At 40.3% G+C, this 22,407-nt stretch carries 15 protein-coding genes; 11 read left to right on the top strand and 4 right to left on the bottom strand.

From position 1 onward, the window contains the following. The first annotated feature begins 58 nt into the window (after positions 1-58). Complete coding sequence (locus SJY09_RS03375; RefSeq protein WP_396637551.1) at positions 59-1,276, top strand: RsmB/NOP family class I SAM-dependent RNA methyltransferase; 1,218 nt, start codon at positions 59-61, stop codon at positions 1,274-1,276. Positions 1,277-1,283: 7 nt separating this feature from the next. On the opposite strand, the gene SJY09_RS03370 is transcribed toward SJY09_RS03375, so the two are convergent. Together SJY09_RS03370 and SJY09_RS03365 are read right to left on the bottom strand one after the other, a co-directional pair. Beyond that, positions 1,284-1,667 (bottom strand): winged helix-turn-helix transcriptional regulator, encoded by a 384-nt coding sequence (locus SJY09_RS03370; RefSeq protein WP_396637550.1) that lies wholly within the window; start codon positions 1,665-1,667, stop codon positions 1,284-1,286. Between the two features lie 198 nt (positions 1,668-1,865). Beyond that, positions 1,866-3,452: an amidohydrolase gene (locus tag SJY09_RS03365; RefSeq protein WP_396637549.1), complete on the bottom strand. Its 1,587-nt coding sequence runs from the start codon at positions 3,450-3,452 to the stop codon at positions 1,866-1,868. Between the two features lie 508 nt (positions 3,453-3,960). Here SJY09_RS03365 and SJY09_RS03360 point away from each other — a divergent pair. The 6 genes from SJY09_RS03360 to SJY09_RS03335 all read left to right on the top strand — a co-directional run bounded on the left by SJY09_RS03360 (position 3,961) and on the right by SJY09_RS03335 (position 13,054). After that, positions 3,961-4,668, top strand: a complete 708-nt coding sequence (locus SJY09_RS03360) for a class I SAM-dependent methyltransferase (RefSeq protein WP_396637548.1) — start codon at positions 3,961-3,963, stop codon at positions 4,666-4,668. Positions 4,669-4,826: 158 nt separating this feature from the next. Continuing rightward, the gene (locus tag SJY09_RS03355) at positions 4,827-5,336 is read left to right on the top strand and encodes a CIA30 family protein (RefSeq protein ID WP_396637547.1); all 510 of its coding nucleotides are present in this window, start codon (positions 4,827-4,829) and stop codon (positions 5,334-5,336) included. 63 nt (positions 5,337-5,399) lie between these two features. Next, positions 5,400-5,774, top strand: coding sequence for a hypothetical protein (locus SJY09_RS03350; protein WP_396637546.1), 375 nt, complete (start codon positions 5,400-5,402; stop codon positions 5,772-5,774). Between the two features lie 191 nt (positions 5,775-5,965). Continuing rightward, positions 5,966-9,643 (top strand): phosphoribosylformylglycinamidine synthase, encoded by a 3,678-nt coding sequence (gene purL, locus SJY09_RS03345; RefSeq protein WP_396637545.1) that lies wholly within the window; start codon positions 5,966-5,968, stop codon positions 9,641-9,643. Next, positions 9,643-10,380 carry a hypothetical protein gene (locus tag SJY09_RS03340; RefSeq protein ID WP_396637544.1) on the top strand — a complete coding sequence of 246 codons (738 nt, stop codon included), beginning with the start codon at positions 9,643-9,645 and terminating at the stop codon, positions 10,378-10,380. The genes purL and SJY09_RS03340 overlap by 1 nt, the downstream gene beginning before the upstream one ends. 166 nt (positions 10,381-10,546) lie before the next feature. After that, on the top strand, positions 10,547-13,054 hold the full coding sequence (locus tag SJY09_RS03335) for a TonB-dependent receptor plug domain-containing protein (protein ID WP_396637543.1): 2,508 nt from the start codon (positions 10,547-10,549) through the stop codon (positions 13,052-13,054). 60 nt (positions 13,055-13,114) lie between these two features. On the opposite strand, the gene SJY09_RS03330 is transcribed toward SJY09_RS03335, so the two are convergent. Together SJY09_RS03330 and SJY09_RS03325 are read right to left on the bottom strand one after the other, a co-directional pair. Continuing rightward, positions 13,115-15,712 (bottom strand): DUF6923 family protein, encoded by a 2,598-nt coding sequence (locus SJY09_RS03330; protein WP_396637542.1) that lies wholly within the window; start codon positions 15,710-15,712, stop codon positions 13,115-13,117. A gap of 245 nt (positions 15,713-15,957) precedes the next feature. Next, on the bottom strand, positions 15,958-17,070 hold the full coding sequence (locus tag SJY09_RS03325) for a hypothetical protein (protein ID WP_396637541.1): 1,113 nt from the start codon (positions 17,068-17,070) through the stop codon (positions 15,958-15,960). Positions 17,071-17,343: 273 nt separating this feature from the next. On the opposite strand from SJY09_RS03325, the gene SJY09_RS03320 reads away from it, so the two are divergent. The 4 genes from SJY09_RS03320 to SJY09_RS03305 all read left to right on the top strand — a co-directional run bounded on the left by SJY09_RS03320 (position 17,344) and on the right by SJY09_RS03305 (position 22,376). Then, positions 17,344-19,116, top strand: a complete 1,773-nt coding sequence (locus SJY09_RS03320; protein ID WP_396637540.1) for an AMP-dependent synthetase/ligase — start codon at positions 17,344-17,346, stop codon at positions 19,114-19,116. Positions 19,117-19,151: 35 nt separating this feature from the next. After that, entirely contained in the window at positions 19,152-19,397 is a 246-nt protein-coding gene (locus tag SJY09_RS03315; RefSeq protein WP_396637539.1) for a hypothetical protein, read from the top strand. A 105-nt stretch (positions 19,398-19,502) separates the two neighbouring features. Continuing rightward, positions 19,503-19,955, top strand: coding sequence for a MarR family winged helix-turn-helix transcriptional regulator (locus SJY09_RS03310; protein ID WP_396637538.1), 453 nt, complete (start codon positions 19,503-19,505; stop codon positions 19,953-19,955). A 15-nt stretch (positions 19,956-19,970) separates the two neighbouring features. Continuing rightward, entirely contained in the window at positions 19,971-22,376 is a 2,406-nt protein-coding gene (locus SJY09_RS03305; RefSeq protein WP_396637537.1) for a 3-hydroxyacyl-CoA dehydrogenase NAD-binding domain-containing protein, read from the top strand. Positions 22,377-22,407 lie beyond the last annotated feature (31 nt).

Genomic DNA, 22,407 nt, shown 5'->3' with positions numbered 1-22,407 from the left:
CTCAAAAATAAAGGTAATCACTTCGAAAACAATACCTTTGCAACCTTAAATTTCCGAGATGAAACTCCATAGAAACCTTGTATTTGCCGTTATTGATGCTTTAAACCTCATATTCAATGAGAACGAATATGCAGATAAGGTAGTGCAAAAAGTATTGAAGTATGATAAACGCTGGGGTTCTAGGGACAGAGGTTTTATCGCAGAAACTACCTATGAAATGGTACGCTATAAGCGATTGTATACTGAAATTGCTGCGGTCAGAGCCCCGTTCAGTAGACCGGACCTTTTTCGTATGTGGGCAGTATGGGCTGTGCTAAAGGGAATAAAATTACCGGATTGGAAACAAATTGAACCTACTCCGGAGCGGCGCATTAAAGGAAAGTTTGATGAGCTTTCACAAATTAGAAAGTATCGCGAGGCAGTACCGGATTGGATTGATGAACTTTGTGAAAAATCACTCGGGGATAAACTTTGGACAGAAGAAATAGCGAAGCTCAACCAACCTGCGGAAGTTATACTCCGGACCAACACCTTAAAGACTACCAAAGAAAAACTTCGTAAAGCCTTATTAGATGAGGGTATTGTCACGGAACCCATTAAAGGCTATGCCTCGGCACTGCGTTTACCGGAAAGGGCCAATGTTTTTGTTACCCAGAGTTTTAAAAATGGATTTTTTGAGGTTCAGGATGCTTCCTCACAACTGGTAGCAGCCATGTTAGATGTAAAACCCGGACAGCGTGTGGTAGATACTTGTGCAGGTGCGGGAGGGAAATCACTTCACCTAGCGGCCCTCATGGAAAATAAAGGCCAATTGATTGCCATGGACATCTACGGTAGCAAACTCAAAGAACTTAAAAGAAGGGCAAGAAGAAATGGTGCACATAACATAGAACCAAGAGAAATTACCTCTACCAAGGTATTTAAAAAACTATATGGTAGTGCGGATAGAGTTCTTATAGATGCGCCTTGTACCGGTTTGGGGGTTATCCGAAGAAATCCGGATACCAAATGGAAGATGCAACCAGAATTCTTGGATAAGATTACCAAAACACAACAAGAAATTCTCCGCAGCTACAGCAAAATTTTAAAACCTGGTGGAAAAATGGTTTATGCTACCTGCTCTATTCTACCACAAGAGAATCTGGACCAAGTAAAATCTTTTCTATCCAGTGACGAGGGAAAAGAATTTTCCCTGATAAGTGATAAGAAGATCTATGCCTCCAAGAGTGGTTATGACGGATTCTACATGGCGTTGCTAGAGAAAAAATTGGTATAATCCTTAGTTAGTCGAACAAAGGCAACTGATTATTGTTCGCGGGTTCTGATGATTTTTCTTTTACTTGATGCTTTAGTCCCCAACGATGCATCGATTTAACTACAGGCAGTAAAGACTTTCCAAAAGGAGTTAAAGAATACTCGACCCGTGGTGGAATCTCAGGAAATAGTTTTCGCTCTAAAATACCCGATTTTTCCAACTCTTTTAACTGTTTACTCAGCATTTGCCGATTAATACCATCAATCTCCTTCAGAAGTCGTGTAAACCTATTAATTCCCTTGGAGATTCGGAATAGAATAATGGGTTTCCACTTCCCTCCTATTTGAGTCATGCAAAATGTTACGGCACAAGTCATTTCTTCTTTCGTTTTTTTGGATGGTGATGCATTCATTCGTGGTGATATTAACTTCTTTTATGAATTGACCAAGATAACATACCTAGTTTTATTTTCATACTAATATTACTATTAAACATTGGTCTAGAAATCAAACTAAAATACGAAGGAGTTATACTCCAAATAAAGGAAAAAAAAGACCCCTGCAAATTATTTAATTTGCAGGGGTATATCATACTATAAAATAGGTGAAACCTATTCCTTCAAGGTTGGGTATTCCACACCCAACTGTTCTAAATAAGTGTCGTATTTTGTTTCGTCGTAGTAGAATTTTTCTAGCTGAGAACGGAACTGCCCTTGTTTATCGGCGTTCAAGTAAATCGGCGGCATATCACTTTCCGATATCATGGGTATGAACTTTGTCTCCTTAGTTTGTTCATTATTAAAATAGTCCCATGCTCCGGTCAATAGCTCCGGCTTTAATAGAAAATCTATAATGGTCATGGCTTCGGCTTGGGCACCCGCAACAATTCCTTTATGCGCAATTGGTGTTGCCATGGTAATCGCATTACTCCAATGGTGTCCTTGTAACCCGGGAATATTAGAAGGAAAACGCATGGTTACCGTGGGTATTTTCCATGAAATATCCCCAATATCGTCAGAACCGCCACTTATGGGCTCTATTACAGGTAATCCTAACGGAGATAGTTCGGTACTCAATCCTTCGATTTTTTTGGAATTCACTTCCGTTTGTACGGCTTTTGCCAATGTTTGGTCCGCTTCGGACCATGTGGGTAGACCTACCTCTTTAATATTCTCGTACATAGTTTCTGCAATAACCTTATTATAATGCCTTGGCCATGCTGCTCCAAGCACCTTATGTTTTACCGTTGTTCCCGTCATCATAGCCGCACCTTCGGCCATTTTGTTGGCCTCTTCATACATTTCCATAATTCCGTCATACTTTATATCCCTAAAGTAAAACCAGATGGCCGCTTTGGAAGGCACCACATTAGGTTGGTCTCCCGCATCGGTAAAAATACTGTGCGACCTTCGTAGTGGATGAAGGTGTTCGCGTTTGTAATTCCATGCTATATTCATTAACTCCGCGGCGTCCAAAGCACTTTTACCACGCCAAGGAGACCCTGCGGAGTGTGCGGATTCTCCCTCAAAAGCGTACTCCACGGAGATTAAGCCCGTACCCCTAGTTGGTCCGTAGGAGACACTGAGGTTACTGCTCACATGGGTGAAAATGCACATATCTATATCGTCAAAAAGTCCATCACGAACGTACCAAGCCTTAGCTGCTACCAATTCTTCGGCAATACCTGGCCATACTAACAGAGTACCTCCAATATTTTCGCGCTCCATAAGTTGTTTTACCACCAATGCTGCGGAGATATTCATAGGAATTCCTGCATTATGGCCCTCGCCATGTCCAGGCGCACCCTTTACTATAGGTTTATGGTAGGCCACCCCAGGATATTGAGATGCTTTGGGTATACAGTCAACATCGCTACCTAAAGCGATTGTTGGACCTTTGCCATTGCTCCATGTAGCGAACCATGCTGTGGGAATACCAGAAATGGAATTCTCGATTTCAAAACCATTCTCCGCTAATATGCCTGTAAGGTATTTAGAAGATTCTACTTCTTGAAAACCCAGTTCGGCAAAACTGAAAATTTTATCTACCATTACCTGAGATTGTTTTTTGTTGGCTTCAACAATGGCAGCAGCTTCCGTCTTTAGTTTTTCAATTTGCTTTTTTGATAGTTTCTTTTGTGCATTCGTGCTTGCAATGGTAAACAGGGCAAGTACGAATAAGGTGATTTTTTGTTTCATGTTGGTTCTTTGAATTAGTCTTTAAAAAGATACGGAAAAAGTCTATGAATAATGAGAAACACCTGTGTTTTTACCAAATTTGAAATCGTAAGGCGATAAATTAGGGTTTTGAGAACTTAATGGGATGCTTTTTATAGCATTGGAACACCTGCTCTGCCATTGACACACCTCCCCTGCCACCGCAACAACTCGCCCACTGCATACGCAGCGTCGCCTTATTAGGAGGGAAGCCTTTGTGCATACTTATTCAAGCCTATAGTAAAGCGCATTAGTTTCCCCTCTAGAAAGAGGGGATTAAGGGGTGTGTAGAACGCTAACTCTATTTCCAGTCAACTTTAAACTTTCCTTAAGTCTTCGACAATCCTCTAATTTGTACCTTTAGGCGGCTATACAAAATTATCTCGGAGCAAGCCCATGAAACATTTGAAGGAAAGTTAATAGTTATTTCGACGCAAGCATCGGAACATTATAAATCTCGATTATCGAGTAAAAGAAAACCCATATTTAAATGAAAAATAGAATTCCACAATTCCTTGTGCTGTTCCTTTTATTAGTCACAAGTTCTCTAGCCGCTCAAGAAAATCGCTATTCGTTTGAGGAGGGTGACCGTAGTGGTATCGGGAAACGGTATATGGGTCGTGAAATTGCACATGTCATGGGTTACCAAGGCATGTCTTGGCTAGAACGCGATGAGCGTGAGACCGAAGAAAACACCAGCACCCTTTTAAAGAACATGAATATCTCCAAAACCGATGACATTGCCGACATAGGTGCGGGTTCTGGTTATCACGTATTTAAAATGGCTACCATGGCTACTCAAGGGACGATCTACGCTGTTGATATCCAGGAAGAAATGTTGACCGCCATGCGGAATAAAAAATCTGAGGGTAAATTCGCTAATGTAAGCTTGGTAAAGGGCAGTGAAAAAAGCGTGAACCTCAAACCCAATTCTGTGGATAAGGTACTTATTGTGGACGTCTACCATGAAATGAGTTTCCCTTATGAGATGATGACTTCTCTCAAAAAAGCAATGCGACCCAATGGTAAACTTTATCTCATAGAATACCGCAGCGAAGACCCAAATGTGCCCATAAAAAGATTACATAAAATGACGGAAGCCCAAGCCATAAAAGAAATGAAGGCCGTGGGGCTTGTACTGGAAGAGAACCTTACGAACCTACCCTGGCAGCATTGTATGGTGTTTGTGAAAGCGTAGTTGGCGGCTAACAGCTATTGGCTTTTGGCTAAAGGCTTTAAATCCATAGCTCTTTATAAATGTGATTGCATTAAGATAATACCTATAAATAACGTATCCTTGGCGTACTTATGTTCACTAAATTACTAATACTTATTACTTTTCTAAATTCTATTCCTATGCCAGCACAGACCATCGTAAACTTTAAAGAAAATCCAACCACCAACAACTGGAAAGTAGTAGACGATGTGGTCATGGGCGGCCGTTCCTCTGGCTCCTTTTCGCTATCCGAAGAAGGTTACGGCAAATTCTCTGGTGAAGTTTCCTTAGAAAATAATGGTGGATTCTCCTCCGTACGCTACGTTATGGAAACCCTAAACGTGAGCCCCAAAAGTATAATTCGCATTCGTTTAAAGGGCGATGGAAAATTATACCAGTTTCGTGTAAAACATGACCGCCAGGCCTACTACAGTTATATTACGGAGTTTAATACTACAGGCGACTGGCAAACGCTAGAATTTACTTTAGCGGACCTGCGACCTACCTTCCGTGGTAGAAAAGTAGACCTACCCAACTTTGACCAAAACACAATTGAAGAATTACGCTTTTTGATTGGCAATAAGAAGACGCAGACGTTTGTATTATTAGTCGAATCTATCGAACTAGTTCCAATAACAGATAAGGAATAATCTGAAAATTGGTCAATCTTGACATATCTTGAAGTCAATTCTTATCAACCTCTAATCCTAAATATGAAAAAAGTAATTCTCTTTGTATACCTCCTAACCCTCTCCTCCTGTTTTCTCTTTAAAGACAAGGGCGTTTTACTTAAAATTGAGAACGTCTCGGATCATCCGGTGACCCATATAAAAATCTCCACTTCGGAAAATTTGGACAGCATCACTTTTGACGAGATTGCGCCAAAGGACTACCGCGAAGATTTTCTGAATATGAAAAACAACAAATTAGACGGGCATTATACCTTGTCCTATATCCGCCAAGATGGTAGCACGGTAACAGAAAACCATGGCTATTACACCAATGGTGGTGCGCTGGACAGTTGGATTCGGTTTGAAATTCAGAACGATACCACCTTCGTTAATTACGGTGATTTTAAGGCATATTAGTCGCACCGATACGCCCCCTAAAACTATCAACACCAATGGTTGAAAACTACTGCGCGTCCCATTAAAAATTCGCACTTAAAATTGTAAATTTGTTCTTTCAAATTTGTAAAGGTCCCGAAGCAGGTTCGGGATGACAATTTTAATGTTACCATGGAATATAAGCCATGGCGTATTTTTTTAAACTATCCCATATGATTCATTTCTTTGGAGACTTGGCAACTACAATTTTTGCCGTCCAAACTGCTCAAGAAATTTCTTCCACAGACATAGAAAAATTAACATGGTTGTTCGGCAACCAACCTCGAATACAAGCGGCGTCCCTAGACGCCTTTTTTGTTGGTCCCCGAGCCGCAATGATTACCCCATGGAGTACCAATGCCACGGAGATTACCCAAAACATGGGCATTACCGGTATAATCCGTATTGAGGAGTTTAAAACTTCCTCAAAAGTAGCTGTCGACTTTGACCCTATGCTCTTTCAAAAATACGAGCAACTGCACCAGGATATTTTTAAGGTCGATGTGCAACCGGAAGCTATTCAGGACATTGATGATATCGCCGCCTACAACCAACAGGAAGGTTTGGCCTTGAGCGATGAGGAAGTAGCCTATTTAGTAGGTCTAGCAGAAAAAATCGGCAGAAAACTTACGGATTCGGAGGTTTTTGGGTTCAGCCAAGTAAACTCGGAACATTGCCGTCATAAAATCTTTAACGGCACTTTTGTTATCGATGGTAAGGAAATGCCTTCGTCACTCTTTAAACTTATCAAAAAGACCTCTAAAGAAAATCATAACGATATCATATCGGCCTATAAAGATAACGTGGCCTTTGTAAAAGGGCCTACAGTGGTGCAATTCGCCCCTAAAACAGCCGACAAACCCGATTTTTATCAAGAAGAACCATTTGATTCGGTGATTTCCCTAAAAGCGGAAACACATAACTTTCCAACGACCGTGGAGCCCTTTAATGGTGCCGCTACAGGCTCTGGTGGAGAAATCAGGGATAGACTGGCGGGTGGAAAAGGCTCGCTTCCCTTAGCGGGAACTGCTGTTTACATGACTGCCCTATCACGGTTAGAAGCTGATAGGGAATGGGAAAAGGGCATGGCAGAACGGCCATGGCTCTATCAAACACCCATGGATATTCTAATCAAGGCCTCTAACGGTGCTTCCGACTTTGGAAATAAATTCGGGCAACCTTTAATTACTGGTTCTGTACTCACTTTTGAGCACGAGGAAGAGCACAGAAGATTAGGCTACGACAAGGTTATTATGCAGGCCGGTGGTATTGGTTACGGAAAAGCAGAACAGGCTCTAAAAGACAAACCGGAAACCGGTGACAAAATCGTCATCCTTGGGGGCGATAATTACCGTATTGGTATGGGTGGTGCTGCGGTTTCTAGTGCAGATACGGGCGAATTCAGTTCCGCTATAGAATTGAACGCCATACAACGTTCCAATCCGGAAATGCAAAAACGTGCGGCGAACGCAATTCGTGGTATGGTCGAGAGCGATAAAAATTCCATTGTCTCCATTCACGACCATGGCGCAGGTGGCCACCTCAACTGCCTCTCCGAACTGGTAGAGGAAACAGGCGGTAAAATAGATTTGGATAAACTTCCGGTGGGCGACCCTACCCTATCCGCTAAAGAAATTATAGGCAACGAATCCCAAGAACGAATGGGATTGGTAATAGGAAAAAAAGATGTGGATTTACTACAACGTATTGCCGAACGGGAGCGCTCACCGATATATGAGGTAGGTGACGTAACGGGAGACGACCGTTTTACGTTTGAGTCGGCCACGACGGGAGAGAAACCTATGGATGTGCAGCTGTCGGATATTTTTGGAAGTTCGCCCAAAACCGTTATGACGGATCGTACGGTAAAGAGAAACTATGAAAATCCTGAGTATTCATTAGCGGTTTTCCACGAGTATTTGGAACAGGTATTACAGTTAGAAGCTGTGGCTTGCAAAGACTGGCTTACCAATAAGGTAGATAGATGTGTGGGCGGTAAGGTCGCCAAGCAACAATGTGCCGGGCCATTACAATTGCCTTTAAACAATGTTGGGGTTATGGCCTTGGATTTTAAAGGAAAAGAGGGTATTGCGACCAGTATTGGTCACTCCCCTATTTCTGGACTCATAGACCCTGCTGCCGGAAGCAAGAATAGTATTGCGGAAGCCTTAACGAATATTATCTGGGCTCCTATGAAAGACGGACTCCAATCCGTGTCACTTTCCGCTAACTGGATGTGGCCGTGCAAAAACGAAGGGGAAGATGCCCGGTTATACGAAGCGGTACAGGCAATATCGGATTTCTCCATCGCACTGGGCATTAACGTACCTACAGGGAAAGATTCGCTTTCCATGAAACAAAAATATAAAGACGGTGATGTTATTGCTCCGGGAACGGTCGTTATTTCGGCAGCTGGAAACTGTAACGATATCACCAAAGTGGTAGAGCCTGTATTACAAAAAGACGGAGGCGATATCTACTACGTAAATCTTTCCAAGGATGCCTATAAACTTGGTGGCTCTTCTTTTGCACAAGTGCGAAATGCCATAGGAAATGAAGCTCCGACCATTAAGAACGATGCGTATTTTAAGTCGGTTTTCGATTTAATACAAACTTTGATCAAGGAAGGTCAAGTACTTGCAGGTCATGATGTTGCGTCTGGCGGGTTGATAACAACATTGTTAGAACTTTGTTTTGCGGATACAGATTTGGGAGCCGATTTGGATTTAACCAACTTAGGAGAGACTGACAGCATAAAACTATTGTTTGCCGAAAATGCAGGTATTGTTTTTCAATTGAAAGATAATGTGATCGTACAAATGCTTTTGGATGCCAACATTGACATTAAACGCATAGGAAGCGTTACTTCTGAACCTACGCTGCGTATTAAAAATGGTGGTATGGAAATGGGGCTCAATGTAAACTCACTGCGCGATACTTGGTTTAAAACTTCGTATTTATTGGATGACAAACAGACCGCGAACGGATTAGCAAAAGACCGCTTTGATAATTACAAGGAGCAGCCTTTAAAATATTTTTTTCCAACTGATTTTACAGGAAAACTAACTCACTCCTTCCCCTTTGGGGATGCCAGGGATGGGGCTCCAAAGGCAGCCATCCTTAGAGAAAAAGGCAGTAACTCCGAACGTGAAATGGCAAACGCTATGTTCCTGGCCGGTTTTGATGTGAAGGACGTTCATATGACCGATTTAATTTCTGGTCGTGAAACTTTGGAAGATATTCAGTTTTTAGGCGCCGTAGGCGGATTTTCTAACTCAGATGTGTTGGGAAGCGCCAAGGGTTGGGCAGGAGCCATTAAATACAACGAAAAAGCGAACAAGGTCATTAAGGATTTCTTTGCAAGGCCTGATACTCTATCTGTTGGTATTTGTAACGGTTGTCAACTATTCATGGAGTTAGACCTCATCAACCCAGAGCATAAAACCCATGGTAAAATGACCTATAACGACTCTCACAAACACGAGAGCAACTTTACATCGGTTCAGGTTCAAGAAAATAACTCGGTGATGTTATCCAGTTTGGCCGGAGCCACTTTGGGCGTATGGATTTCCCATGGAGAAGGTAAGTTTAGCCTACCGAACCCGGAAGACCAATATGACATCGTAGCTAAGTATGGTTATGAGACCTATCCAGCAAATCCTAATGGTAGTGATTATAATACCGCTATGCTTTGTGATACTACGGGAAGGCATTTGGTCACCATGCCACATATAGAGCGTTCTACTTTTCCTTGGAACTGGGCGCATTACCCTTCGGATAGAACTGATGAAGTATCGCCATGGCTAGAAGCGTTTACCAATGCAAGGGATTGGGTTTTAAAAAAGATGTAGTGAGAAAATTTTCTTTTTTATTGATTTTGATATTTTGTTTGAAAAATTATGCGCAAGAAAAGACGCAAATTTATGTCGATGAAAACCTAAATAAAATATCCAAATCAGTATTTACTAAAAAACTGAACTCACCCTTATACTATGCGTACAGCTATGATTCCGATTCTCTAGTAGTTAAGCGTGTGTTTCTTAAATACTTCATGGGTAATTTGTCTAAAAGTAAAAGACATCAACTATTTAGTCTTCTCAAACAACGTAATGCAGTAGATACTACTAAGTCCATACTTATACACTATAATGACACTTTAAAAGCTAAAAAAAGCTTTCCTATAAAGGACTCTATAATTAAACTGAAAAATGGTAATCATCGTCATATAGACTCTTATGAGACCTTTGCGAGGATACATAAGAAATGTGTTCAGGCCAATTCAAATAAATTTTTAAATGTTTATCATTATTATAATGTAAATAAAAGTAATGATTTAAGTACTAGAAAAGAATCTTGGCAGAAGGACCACTTGGGTTTAATTCGTAAAATATTTCATAATAACAGTTATAATACTGCCTATTGGTATCTTATCATACATACTAATGGAGATTTTGTAATTAACCATAGAGGAGTTGGTTCAGATTACAGATGGCAAAGAATGAAAAAACATAAAAATTGGGATAAATATTTAAAAGAATCTAAAGAATTATATTTTTCCTTAAATCCAGATTTGAAGCAGATAAAATAAGTTGGCTTTACAATTGTCGGGGCTTATAAAAACAGACTAATTCTTTCTTAACATAAAAAATCTCCATGTTTTAAGCCGGTAAATCACCCTACTATCAAACACCTAAAATTTTGTTAATCAACACTATGGGTGCTATTTTTTGACTTTTCTTGTTTATTTTAAAGGAATGAAATTAACAAGAATATACGCTCAAAAAAGCTCAGAAATAAAAAGGAACCTAGTAGCACTCCTAACTGTTTTCCTTTTTATCGCCAATGGTTCGTTTTCGTACGGAATACAGCAGCCTGCCGATACTAGTGAACTTCCTCTTGAAAAATTATACCTGCACCTAGACAAGAGCTTTTATACTGCGGGAGAATCCATATGGTTCAAAGCCTATCTTATGGATGGTAGAACGTATACACCAACTGCACTTAGCGAAGTCGTTTATGTGGAGCTTATTGGACCTAACGGAACTATTCTTTCCAAAAACGTCCTAAAAACCAATAATGGATCTGCGGCAGGGGATTTTGAACTTTCTGATGTACCTCTTAGCGGTACCTATTCCATAAGAGCTTATACCAATTACATGCGCAATTTTGGGGAGGACAACTACTACACGAAGCATATTTTTGTAAACACGGGCGAGTCGGACCCTTTGGTGAACAATACATCTGATAATAAAGAAACTACGCTAGATATACAATTCTTTCCCGAGGGAGGCCATGCTATCAACGGATTTCTTAACCCAATCGCTTTTAAGGTGCTCGATTCCGATGGAAATAGTATCTCCGTATCAGGTACTATTAAGGATGATATGGGAAACCAAATAACCAATTTCAGTACGAGCCATTTGGGTATGGGGCTCTTTCACTTTATACCAAAACCAAATAGAAGCTACAGTGCGCACCTTACGCATCACGGAGAAAAGCTACATTTTGATTTGCCCGATATAAAGCAACGCGGTGTGCTCATGACCGTCTCCAATCTTCAGGACTATTATAAAATAGAACTGAGAGCAACATCGGATATAAAGCTTAAAGACTACGCACTTGTAGGGAAGCAGGAAGGAACCGTACAGTTTAACCTGGCAGTAAACGCCAACAAACAGGAAAACACCACCATTGTTAAACTGGCAAAGGATATCGTAGATGAGGGTACTTTGGAACTGACCTTATGGAACGACCAAAAACAACCTATCGCGGAACGACTTCTATTTCATGAAAATGCAAACTCCACTAAGGAGGTCACCATAGCAAGTGCCAAAAATTCTTATGAAAGAAGGGAACTTGCAGTCCTAGAAATAGACATGAATTCTAAATACCTCGACCCCTTAAATACGGACGTGTCGCTCTCCGTATCCAATACTGTGGTAAACGCTGACGAAAATTATGCAGTGGATATAAAGACGTATATGCTATTGAACTCTGTCGTCAAGGGTAAAATAGAGCAACCTGGATATTACTTTAATTCTGACGTGCCAGAGCGGAAAGAACATTTAGACCTGTTGATGCGTACCCAAGGGTGGCGCCAATATATCGTGGAAGATAAGCTGATGGAATCTGCCGATTACTTTCTCCCAGAAAAAGGAATTAGCCTATCGGGTAAAGTAGTCAGTGCCACCAATAGTTCAGAACCACTAACAGGGAGCGTCTCGCTTACCGCCAACAATCAAGAGGAAATGATTCAGGACCGTGCAAAAACAGATGCGGAGGGAACATTCCGCTTTCGCGACCTCAACTTTACAGATTCAACGACTGTCTTGTTGAGTGCGAATGTCTACCATCCAAAAAGGAAACGGAACCCAACCTCTAAATACAACATTATACTGGACACACTGCGGTCGCCTATAGTGCATCCGATGAATGGTAACGCTTTCATCAATACGATACCACCTAAGGCGTTTAACAGTATTAATGAAATTAATAGACCTTTTCTGTATGATGATGATACCATAGCGCTTGAAGAAGTACTAATAGAGGCTGAAAAAGTGGAGAAAAAAGATACCTATGTACAAAAAAGAAAGAAGGTCCTTTACAGAGAGCCCTCGCAAACGGTAGATTTTGAAAATTTTAGCGAGTTGGGATTCACGAACCTATTAGATGCCTTAGCTGGAAGGGTGCCGGGCCTTACAGTAAGAGGAATGACCACTGGCCAGCGATTTGTCTATCTAAGAGCAGCTTCAAGTTTAAGTGACGCTAACCCTGAGAGTGGACCAGGAGCTGGTTCTGCATTGGTTCTATTGGACGGAACTCCCGTCGGCGGTGATATCTTACAGCAAATGCTACCTTCTAACGTCGATTTTATCGATGTATTAAAAGGTCCTAGAGCAGCAATTTATGGTTCTAGAGCGGCAAACGGGGTCGTGGCTATATTTTCAAAAGACGGCACTGAGAAAGCCACTATGAGAACGCAACTCGGTGGGTCCTTGAATTTTCAATATTCCGGTTACGATTATTCCAGAAGGTTTTATGAGCCTAAATACGATGCAAATCAGTCTAAACCGGTTGCTAATGATAACCGTACCACGCTACTCTGGAAGCCCTATATTAAACTAGATGAAAATGGAAAGGCCTTGGTTTCCTTTTATGTGGGTGATACGCTTGGAGATTATCAGGTAGTTCTTGAGGGTATGTCATTAGAAGGTACACCAATAACAACAAAGGCTAATTTTGAAGTGCTTGTTGAGCTCTAATAAAAAAACTGCACCCGTCAAATAATTATGACGGGCGCAGCTACCAAACATCCAACCTAATTATCTGACTATTAATCTTCCACTCCATATTTTATCCGTACTACTCTTTATCTTGTACAAATAAAGTCCTGGAGCTAATCCTTTTCTTTTGATTTCAATGTTGTTCTGACCGGAAACACTATCCCCTTCCAGGTGATGAGCACCTATAAGTCTACCCGTCATAGTAAATAAATCAAACGTATATGCACTACTGGTTTCTTCATAGAAATAGATAGATGCGGCCTCTACCATCGGATTCGGATATACAACGGATTTGTTGGTATCCGCATCTATAAAGGACACGGAAGGCTCCCTATTATTGAAATCAATATTAGATAAGTTCATTGATTTTTCCTCACTATAGCCATTCTCAGCGACTAAATTAAAAACAAGCACTTTTAGATTGGCAAAGTCGGTAGTCCCGTCACCCTCAAAATCGGTATCGCTTAGCGTGTACTTATTAAGGGTTTCAGTTAAATTAACCCTACTCACATAACTTGTCCCATCTCCCTTTAACAGTTTTACTTCTAGAACGCCAGTACCCTGTGCTTCAAAACTTAACTTTTCGTAAGCGCTCAGGTCTACAGCCGAAAACCGAGGACTAAGAGCGCGGTATACCCCCAGATAATCTTGAGTTGTCCCATCCAAAGCAATATTCCGTTCTATAGGGTAACCATCACCTAAGTAAGGTCCATCGGCAGGTAAAACCGTATAGTTGTCCACAGTTGTTCCGGCAGCACTGGCATCCAGTCCCCATGGGGCGTCCGCCACAAAGAGATCGTCCGGCGTATCGCCCAAGCCAGCACTTACTCTAAAACCTAAATCGAACAATGTTCCGGTCTTTAAGGAAACTGTATCCAGGTACCCATCTATTTGTGCAGATACCCCTATGGTCTCCGTAGTACTTGTTTCCGTTAATTTCATACCACCCTCTAGATTAATCTGCTCAGATTTATTTCTATTTATCAGGTTTAGAAATACCTCACCATTCCTATAACTGGCGGATTTGACGAATACTGGAGGTGGTGTTGAACTCGCATAGTTAGCGATGGTTGCATTAGTCTCCAATAGATTTAATATTTCATCTGCCAACAGTAACAGCCCGTCTACAGAATTGGACCAAATTTGAAAATTATAATATGCTGTATTTTTAGCGTAAGCATCGATATTCCAGTGCGACGCTACAATAAATTCATTATTCGTATTTACTCTCGCAGAGAAGGTCAAAGCAAATTCCAAACTTCCATCTGGCTGCTTTATAATTGATTTAATAAAGTCCTTCTCCCGTAATTGTATCGTAGAAACAGAAAGTAGCTCCGCCCCTAAGAATCTGTCACAAATGAATTTACTATGCTCGTATACTTGTTCATCCGTTTTAATAACCAATACAGAAGCTAAATTTTCCGTTCCGTTAAGGTAGTCCACGGAGTAAATATCAGAGGCATTGGTCAGGTCCAGTAGATCGTCTGGAGAAGACTCTATGGTACTGCTTTCTCCTATTACCCCTAGTGGTACTAAAGTTCCCAAGGGGATTTCACGTACTCCGTTCTTAGCGCTCTTACCATATAATTGGCCCTTGCGTACTTTCTTTGCATCGTTCTTATTGAACGTGTAGTTTGTTTTGGCCCTATTATAATTTCTATTGCTAATTAAATTCGCCAATCTATCATTGCTTTCTAATCCCCCTTTATTAGCACTGGAGGTTGTTTTTATGACCGGACAACTGGAAACACCAGAACAGGAAGGATCATCACAATCCGTGAGACCATCACCATCGTCGTCGACACCATTTTTACAATCTTCTTGGGGTACCGGCGCGGTAGGACAACGAGCACCATCGTTACTTGATGCGGCAGGACCAAAAGCAAAAATATTAGAGTTCATGCTTCCATTTTCTATTTTATGAACACTGCTAATCTTATAGACCGAACCTGTCTGATTTGCAGACACATAGAAGTTACCATCTACATCAAAATATACCGCCCCATAGGTATATGAAAAACCCGATAAGATAGGTACTTCACCTAAATTCTGCACTTCTCCAGTGCTTGCATTAATTCGTAAAAGCAAATTGGTTTTTTGTTCTACGGTATACAGCATATTGTCTACGGCATTAAATGCCCAATCATGTATCTTAACGTTTCGGCTAAGTTGTTGTGTACCTAAATACTGAAGGTAGTCGTTAGATTCTGGATTAAGGTCTACACTATAATAACTACTTCCACCAGCCTTAAAATAGTATATCCCGTCAATGGAGATAGCTCCTACATATTTATTACCGTTATTAGGAAGCTCAGGAATCGTATAAACGTCCGTGCTAAAATCTTTACCTATCCTGACCAAAGATATTTGGGGCGTACTTAGATACCCCCATAAATAACCATCCGCAGAGTTATAGGCCGCGGCATTAATTTTACCTTCTGTTATGTCTGGGGCCACTAAATACGAACTACCAGATGCAAGGTCTAGCGCATAAACATCATTATATTGAAAAAGATACGCGTTAAAATCACAATTGAACGGTTCTGATTGTGCATTAAGACTAGCGTGTAACAGGAAAAGGGTAAAGAATGAAATTACGATTTCTTTAAGCTTAGTAATCGTGTAATTTGTTTTCATAACGTTTGAATTTGGGACGTTGATTATGAAGCAAATCTATAATATATAATTAAAGAATTTTCTTACAAAAATATCAAACGTATATATAACACGCTTAAAAACGATTTATTGTAGACGAGTGGTAAAATGTGAATAAAAAGGAAAATCTTAAGACAGTTAATAAATCGTTCTTAGAATCAGCATAAAGACTTTTGGGCCAATATCCTGAGTATTTATACTACCAAGAAAAATAGTGTTTTAGGTGTTTATTTCTCTGAATAATCGGTGTAAATTGCCTTTTCAAAAGCTTCCCAGTGTGCCGGCTTCATTCGTTCTGGCGTAAATAAACAAATTCCTGCCGCTCCATTTTCCATAGAAGTTCGGATAGCTGTTCCTATCTCGGAAGGAAGAAGCCCATGATTCTCTGGATCGTTCTCTTTGGTCTTATTATCTGGGTTTGGACAAATAAATAAACCACTATAAATTGGTTTTAAACCGTTAACGGCTCGCACTTCTTCATTTACTACCGCTCCTACCCATTCCGGACCTTTCAAATAAAAATCGTTATAATTCATGGGATACACCGCATCTAAATCCCATTTGTTCCATTCTTGTCTTACCAATTTTTTTGCAATCGATGGACCAGGAAATACCGCAGCGTTGATTTCTTTCTCTTCCTTATGAACTACCTTTGCCAAACGACCTACCATCTTTGTAATCAGATCATATCTAAACTGTTTCCATTCTTGGACTTGGGAGGCATCTGCTACTTCTTTGATGGCAATACCCGTTTTTTCCTTAAAGTCAGACGTGCACTTATCACAATAGCAATAATCATATTCCGGGAATTCTTGATCCATGACCAGTCCGTATTTGTCCCATAAGCCTTCCGCCAGGATTACATCAGGAAAGCGTATGTAGTCTAAGTGCATGCCATCTATTTCATCTACGGCCGCTACACTGCCGTACAGTTCCGCTAAGAAATCATAGGTACCCTCTTTGTTAGGGCATAAAAATTTGTAATAGTCCACATACGCTGGCTTATCCCATGCGGATTCCCCATTACGATTATGTGCATATAAATCTTTAGATATCTTTGGATTTTCCCCTTGTACCATAGTAGGTATCCAAGCATGGAAATCCATACCCGCCTTCTTTACCAAAGCTCCTACTCGCTTGTAAGTTGCAGGGTCGTGTCCCCCATTGAACATCAATCCGTCTATACCTTTATCTTTAAAATCATTGAACTTTTCCAACAGTTCTTTATCGGTTGCGTCACCAGGACCACCCGTCCAAGCATATACCGGAATTTTAGGTCCCTTTTCATTACAACCTATCAACGTGAATAGTACTAAACAAAGAACTAATAATTTTTTCATTGGTCTATATGGCATTTGGTCTAATATTTCGAATGTAATTAAAAAAGTAGAGGCGTAATTTAATTCTTAGCTAAATAACATGCCTACTTCTCTTAACAACAAAAGACAGCGGTCGGTACCATTTGTAAGATTTTCAGTAAGCCCTTGTGGCATTTAGTATCCAATGGTATCCTTTCTTGCGGATAATTAAAAAATAATGGCTCTTATTTTTGGTATCCTATTTTAATATTGCTGTTCTTTCCCTATTTTGCAATTACTTAAAAGAAACTTAGTATGCAAAAAGTTACCCGTCTTTTCGATTTTCCTTATTACCAGCTGGAGAAGTATAATCTGGAGAAAGCGCTAGTTACTAAATATAATGGGCAGTGGGTCGCTACCTCTACAAAGGATTATTTGGATAAGGCCAATGCGGTGAGCAGAGCACTACTAAGAATGGGAATTAAGAAAGATGATAAAGTAGCGATTATCTCCTCGGCAAATAGAACTGAATGGAACATCATGGATATTGGGGTGCTACAAACGGGTGCACAGACCATACCGATATATCCTACCATTTCTGCTGAAGAGTACGAATATGTGCTAAACCATAGCGAGTCTATTTATTGTTTCGTTTCGGACGAAGAGGTACTGGAAAAAGTTAAAAAGGTTTTCCCCAATACAAAATTAAGGGAGATTTACAGTTTTGATGAAATTAAAGGCTGTAAGAACTATAGTGAGTTATTTGACTTGGGCGCGGATACCGCTAATGCAGAAGAACTACAGCAAAGAAAAGATGCCGTAAATCCTGAAGATTTGGCTTCTATAATATATACCTCTGGTACAACAGGAACTCCAAAAGGGGTTATGCTTTCACATAATAATATTACCAGTAATGCGCTTGCCGGTGCTAAGCGATTACCTTTGATGGACGGAGAAACCAAGGTCTTAAGTTTTTTACCCTTGTGCCATATTTTTGAACGTGTACTCATTTATATCTATCAATATTCCGGCACGGCGGTCTATTATGCCGAAGGTATAGATAAGATAGGTGAGAATATCAAGGAAGTGCAGCCACAGCTCATGTCCGTTGTACCGAGACTTTTAGAAAAACTCTATGATAAGATTTTTGCCAAAGGAACCGAACTGACAGGAATCAAGAAAAAACTCTTTTTCTGGGCTGTAGAACTGGGTGAGCAATGGAAGCCATATAAACAAAATGGAGCCTGGTACGAGTTTAAGCTCGGCATAGCCAACAAACTTATTTTTAGCAAGTGGAGAGAGGCATTGGGTGGAGACTTAGTTACTATGGTTTCTGGTAGTGCAGCCTTGCAGCCAAGACTAGGCAAAGTGTTCGGTGCTGCAGGCATGCCTGTAATGGAGGGTTACGGACTTACAGAAACCTCGCCGATTGTCTCCGTAGGTATGATGTTGAACAACATGTACCAAGTAGGGAGCGTAGGTAAAGCAATTGAAGATGTTGAAATAAAGATTGCAGAAGATGGTGAAATACTCATAAAAGGACCCAACGTTATGATGGGGTATTACAAAGACCCTGAAAAGACCAACGAAGTGATGACCGGAGATTATTTTCATACCGGTGACAAAGGCGAGGTTGATAGCCAAGGTTTCTTGAAAATAACAGGACGTAAGAAAGAAATGTTCAAAACCTCTGGAGGAAAATATGTTATTCCTACACTACTAGAGAACGAACTTAAACAATCCCGTTTTATTGAACAGGTTATGGTCGTGGGCGAAGGTGAGAAAATGCCAGCCGCCATTATACAGCCTAACTTTGAATTTGTAAAAGAATGGATTGCTAAAAAGCAAAAGAACGTTGGCGGTTCTCTTGAAGAAATGTCCGCTTCTCCTGAAGTCGTAAAACGCATTCAGAAAGAGTTGGATACTTGTAACCAGCATTTTGGTAAATGGGAACAGATTAAAGTATTTCGGTTAACCGCTGATATATGGACACCTGAAGATGGTCACCTTACGCCTACCATGAAAATGAAGAGGAATATCATTAAAGAAAAGTACATCGGTCTTTACAATGATATGTACGGCCATTAGGCCTTTACTCCTAATGATTTTTTAGTCCTCTATAAATGGCATTTGAAAGCTATACAACAGCGAAACTTCACTGGTATAAAAAAGTACTTCTAGCATGTAGTATTGTGGCCTTAGTCCTTATGTGCTTTGCTTTGGGTTATGGTTTGTACCAAAGCACCAAACATGACGATACGCTTTTGATTTTTCTTGTTCCTACCGTATTTGGCCCACTTGCTATTCTTCCTTCTCTATTTTCCGCGGTAATTGACAAGGAAATCAAAAAGAGACAAAAAGGTTCTTAAAATTTTTTCCTAGCCCATCAAATATATTACTTCATCTAATTTCAATATATTTATTATGCATGCATAATAAATTTTAACTATATTTGGATGGCTTAAAAATAACCAATGAAGGAACTTACCATAGATTATGCCCTTCGTGCTACCTGGCAAGCTGTTGCCAGAATGTACAATGAGGAGGCAAAAAGTTTTGAAAGTACCATGGCAGTTGGGTTTACTCTTTTAAGCATTGATCCTAAAACTGGCACTCCTTCTACCGCACTTGGACCAAAAATGGGGATGGAAGCCACAAGCCTCTCCAGAATTTTAAAAAGTATGGAAGAAAAGGGTCTTATTTTAAGAAAGCCCAATCCTTCTGATGGACGAGGCGTTTTAATACATTTAACAGCGTTCGGTCTGGAGAAAAGAACGGATTCAAAAGATGTTGTTTTACGATTTAACGAAGTCATTAAGCAGCATGTGTCCGAAGAGAAATTGAAAGGTTTTTTTGAGGTAACGGAGACCATAAACAAGCTTATAGCAGATAAGAATATTTATATAAAAGATAAATCAAATCACTAATACCGCTCATTGTACATGAACAAGCATATTAAAAAAGTAGCAGTTATTGGTTCTGGAATAATGGGAAGTGGCATTGCTTGCCATTTCGCCAATATCGGTGTAGAAGTTTTACTTCTGGATATTGTTCCGAGAGAACTCAACGATAAGGAAAAAGCCAAAGGTCTTAGCCTAGAAGATAAAGTAGTTCGTAACCGTTTGGTCAATGATTCCCTGACCGCTGCCCTTAAATCAAAACCATCTCCGATTTATCATCAAGCTTTTGCTAAACGTATCGCTACGGGAAACCTAGAAGATGATATTGCAAAGGTATCCGAAGTAGATTGGATTATTGAGGTTGTGGTAGAGCGTTTGGATATTAAGAAGATTGTATTCGAAAAATTAGAAAAGCATAGAAAACCTGGTACCTTAATAACATCAAATACTTCAGGTATTCCGATAAAATTCATGAGTGAAGGAAGAAGTGACGATTTCCAGAAGCATTTCTGTGGTACGCACTTTTTTAATCCCGCACGCTACCTAAAATTATTTGAAATCATCCCTGGCCCAAAAACTTCCTCTGAAGTACTGGATTTCTTAAACGGATATGGAGAGCAGTTTTTAGGTAAAACTTCTGTAGTTGCAAAAGACACCCCTGCTTTTATAGGTAACCGTATCGGCATCTTCAGTATTCAAAGTTTATTCCATACTGTAAAAGAAATGGGAATGACCGTTGAAGAAGTAGACAAACTTACTGGGCCTGTCATCGGAAGACCAAAATCGGCCACGTTCAGAACCGTTGATGTTGTAGGTTTAGACACCTTGGTACACGTTGCTAATGGTATTGCAGATAACTGTAAGGATGATGAAAGGTTGGCGCTATTCGCCCTTCCAGATTTTATCAAGACCATGATGGAAAACAAATGGCTAGGTAGTAAATCCGGTCAAGGTTTTTATAAAAAGACAAAAAACGATAAAGGCAAGACAGAAATTCTAACACTGGACTTGGATACCATGGACTATCGCTCCAAAAAGAGTGCTAAGTTCGCTACACTAGAATTAACTAAAACAATCGATAAGGTTGTGGACCGTTTTTCTGTTCTAGTTGGTGGAAAAGATAAAGCAGGAGAATTTTACAGAAAGAGTTTCGGTCAGTTATTCGCCTACGTATCACATCGTATTCCAGAAATAACGGATGAGCTTTATAAGATTGATGATGCTATGAAAGCCGGATTCGGTTGGGAACATGGTCCGTTCCAGATTTGGGATGCTGTTGGTCTTGACAAAGGTTTGGAATTTATAGCTGCTGAAAATCAAGAAGCTGCCAAATGGGTGGCCGAGATGAAGTCAGCTGGAGTCACCTCTTTTTATAATGTTAAAGATGGTGCTACCTATTTCTATGATATTCCAAAGAAAGAAATGATGAAAATTCCTGGACAGGATGCTTTTATCATTTTAGATAATATTAGAAAATCTAAAGAAGTCTTTAAGAATAGTGGTGTTGTCATTGAAGATTTAGGAGATGGTATTCTAAATGTAGAATTCCAATCTAAAATGAATACCATTGGTGGTGATGTCCTAGCGGGATTGAACAAAGCCATTGACCTTGCCGAAAAAGATTATCAAGGGCTTGTTGTCGGTAACCAAGCAGCTAATTTTTCTGTAGGTGCCAATATAGGTATGATTTTTATGATGGCGGTGGAACAAGAATATGATGAGCTTAATATGGCTATTAAAATGTTCCAGGATACCATGATGCGCATGCGTTACTCGGCCATCCCTACCATATCTGCTCCTCACGGGATGACATTAGGCGGTGGATGCGAACTCTCCCTACACGCGGACAAAGTAGTTGCAGCTGCCGAAACTTATATTGGTTTAGTAGAATTCGGTGTAGGTGTAATACCTGGAGGTGGTGGTTCAAAAGAATTTGCGCTCCGAGCTTCGGATTCTTTTAGAAAAGGAGATGTAGAGCTCAATATACTTCAGGAGTATTTCCTTACCATTGGTATGGCAAAAGTATCTACGTCGGCCTATGAAGCCTATGATCTGGGAATTCTTCAAAAAGGAAAAGACATTGTTGTTGTCAATAAGGACCGTCAAATTGCTACAGCCAAGGCACACGCTAAATTAATGGCAGAAGCCGGGTATACTCAGCCACCTGCTCGTAAGGACGTTAAGGTACTGGGGAAACAGGCTTTAGGTATGTTCTTAGTAGGAACCGATGCAATGGAAGCTAGCAGATATATTAGCGAACATGATAAGAAAATAGCTAATAAGTTGGCCTATGTAATGGCTGGTGGAGATTTATCGGAACCAACCTACGTTTCAGAACAATACTTACTGGATATAGAGCGCGAAGCATTTTTATCCCTCTGTACAGAACGTAAAACACTAGAGCGTATTCAGCACATGTTAAAAACAGGAAAACCGTTACGTAATTAAGAATTCCTCTAAATCTACATATAGGAGCGAC

Source organism: Maribacter sp. R77961 (assembly GCF_044594925.1).
Classification (GTDB): Bacteria; Bacteroidota; Bacteroidia; order Flavobacteriales; family Flavobacteriaceae; genus Maribacter.
The sequence above is the reverse complement of the archived record's forward strand: the minus strand, read 5'-3'. Positions and strand labels throughout refer to the sequence as shown.

Excerpts from the sequence above, each read along its gene's own strand:
- SJY09_RS03320 (WP_396637540.1), top strand. The coding sequence starts at position 17,344 with ATGCAAAAAGTTACCCGTCTTTTCGATTTTCCTTATTACCAGCTGGAG.
- SJY09_RS03335 (WP_396637543.1), top strand. The coding sequence starts at position 10,547 with ATGAAATTAACAAGAATATACGCTCAAAAAAGCTCAGAAATAAAAAGG.
- SJY09_RS03330 (WP_396637542.1), bottom strand. The coding sequence starts at position 15,712 with ATGAAAACAAATTACACGATTACTAAGCTTAAAGAAATCGTAATTTCA.
- SJY09_RS03325 (WP_396637541.1), bottom strand. The coding sequence starts at position 17,070 with ATGAAAAAATTATTAGTTCTTTGTTTAGTACTATTCACGTTGATAGGT.
- SJY09_RS03375 (WP_396637551.1), top strand. The coding sequence starts at position 59 with ATGAAACTCCATAGAAACCTTGTATTTGCCGTTATTGATGCTTTAAAC.
- SJY09_RS03355 (WP_396637547.1), top strand. The coding sequence starts at position 4,827 with ATGCCAGCACAGACCATCGTAAACTTTAAAGAAAATCCAACCACCAAC.
- purL (WP_396637545.1), top strand. The coding sequence starts at position 5,966 with ATGATTCATTTCTTTGGAGACTTGGCAACTACAATTTTTGCCGTCCAA.
- SJY09_RS03315 (WP_396637539.1), top strand. The coding sequence starts at position 19,152 with ATGGCATTTGAAAGCTATACAACAGCGAAACTTCACTGGTATAAAAAA.
- SJY09_RS03350 (WP_396637546.1), top strand. The coding sequence starts at position 5,400 with ATGAAAAAAGTAATTCTCTTTGTATACCTCCTAACCCTCTCCTCCTGT.
- SJY09_RS03370 (WP_396637550.1), bottom strand. The coding sequence starts at position 1,667 with ATGAATGCATCACCATCCAAAAAAACGAAAGAAGAAATGACTTGTGCC.
- SJY09_RS03360 (WP_396637548.1), top strand. The coding sequence starts at position 3,961 with ATGAAAAATAGAATTCCACAATTCCTTGTGCTGTTCCTTTTATTAGTC.
- SJY09_RS03365 (WP_396637549.1), bottom strand. The coding sequence starts at position 3,452 with ATGAAACAAAAAATCACCTTATTCGTACTTGCCCTGTTTACCATTGCA.
- SJY09_RS03310 (WP_396637538.1), top strand. The coding sequence starts at position 19,503 with ATGAAGGAACTTACCATAGATTATGCCCTTCGTGCTACCTGGCAAGCT.
- SJY09_RS03305 (WP_396637537.1), top strand. The coding sequence starts at position 19,971 with ATGAACAAGCATATTAAAAAAGTAGCAGTTATTGGTTCTGGAATAATG.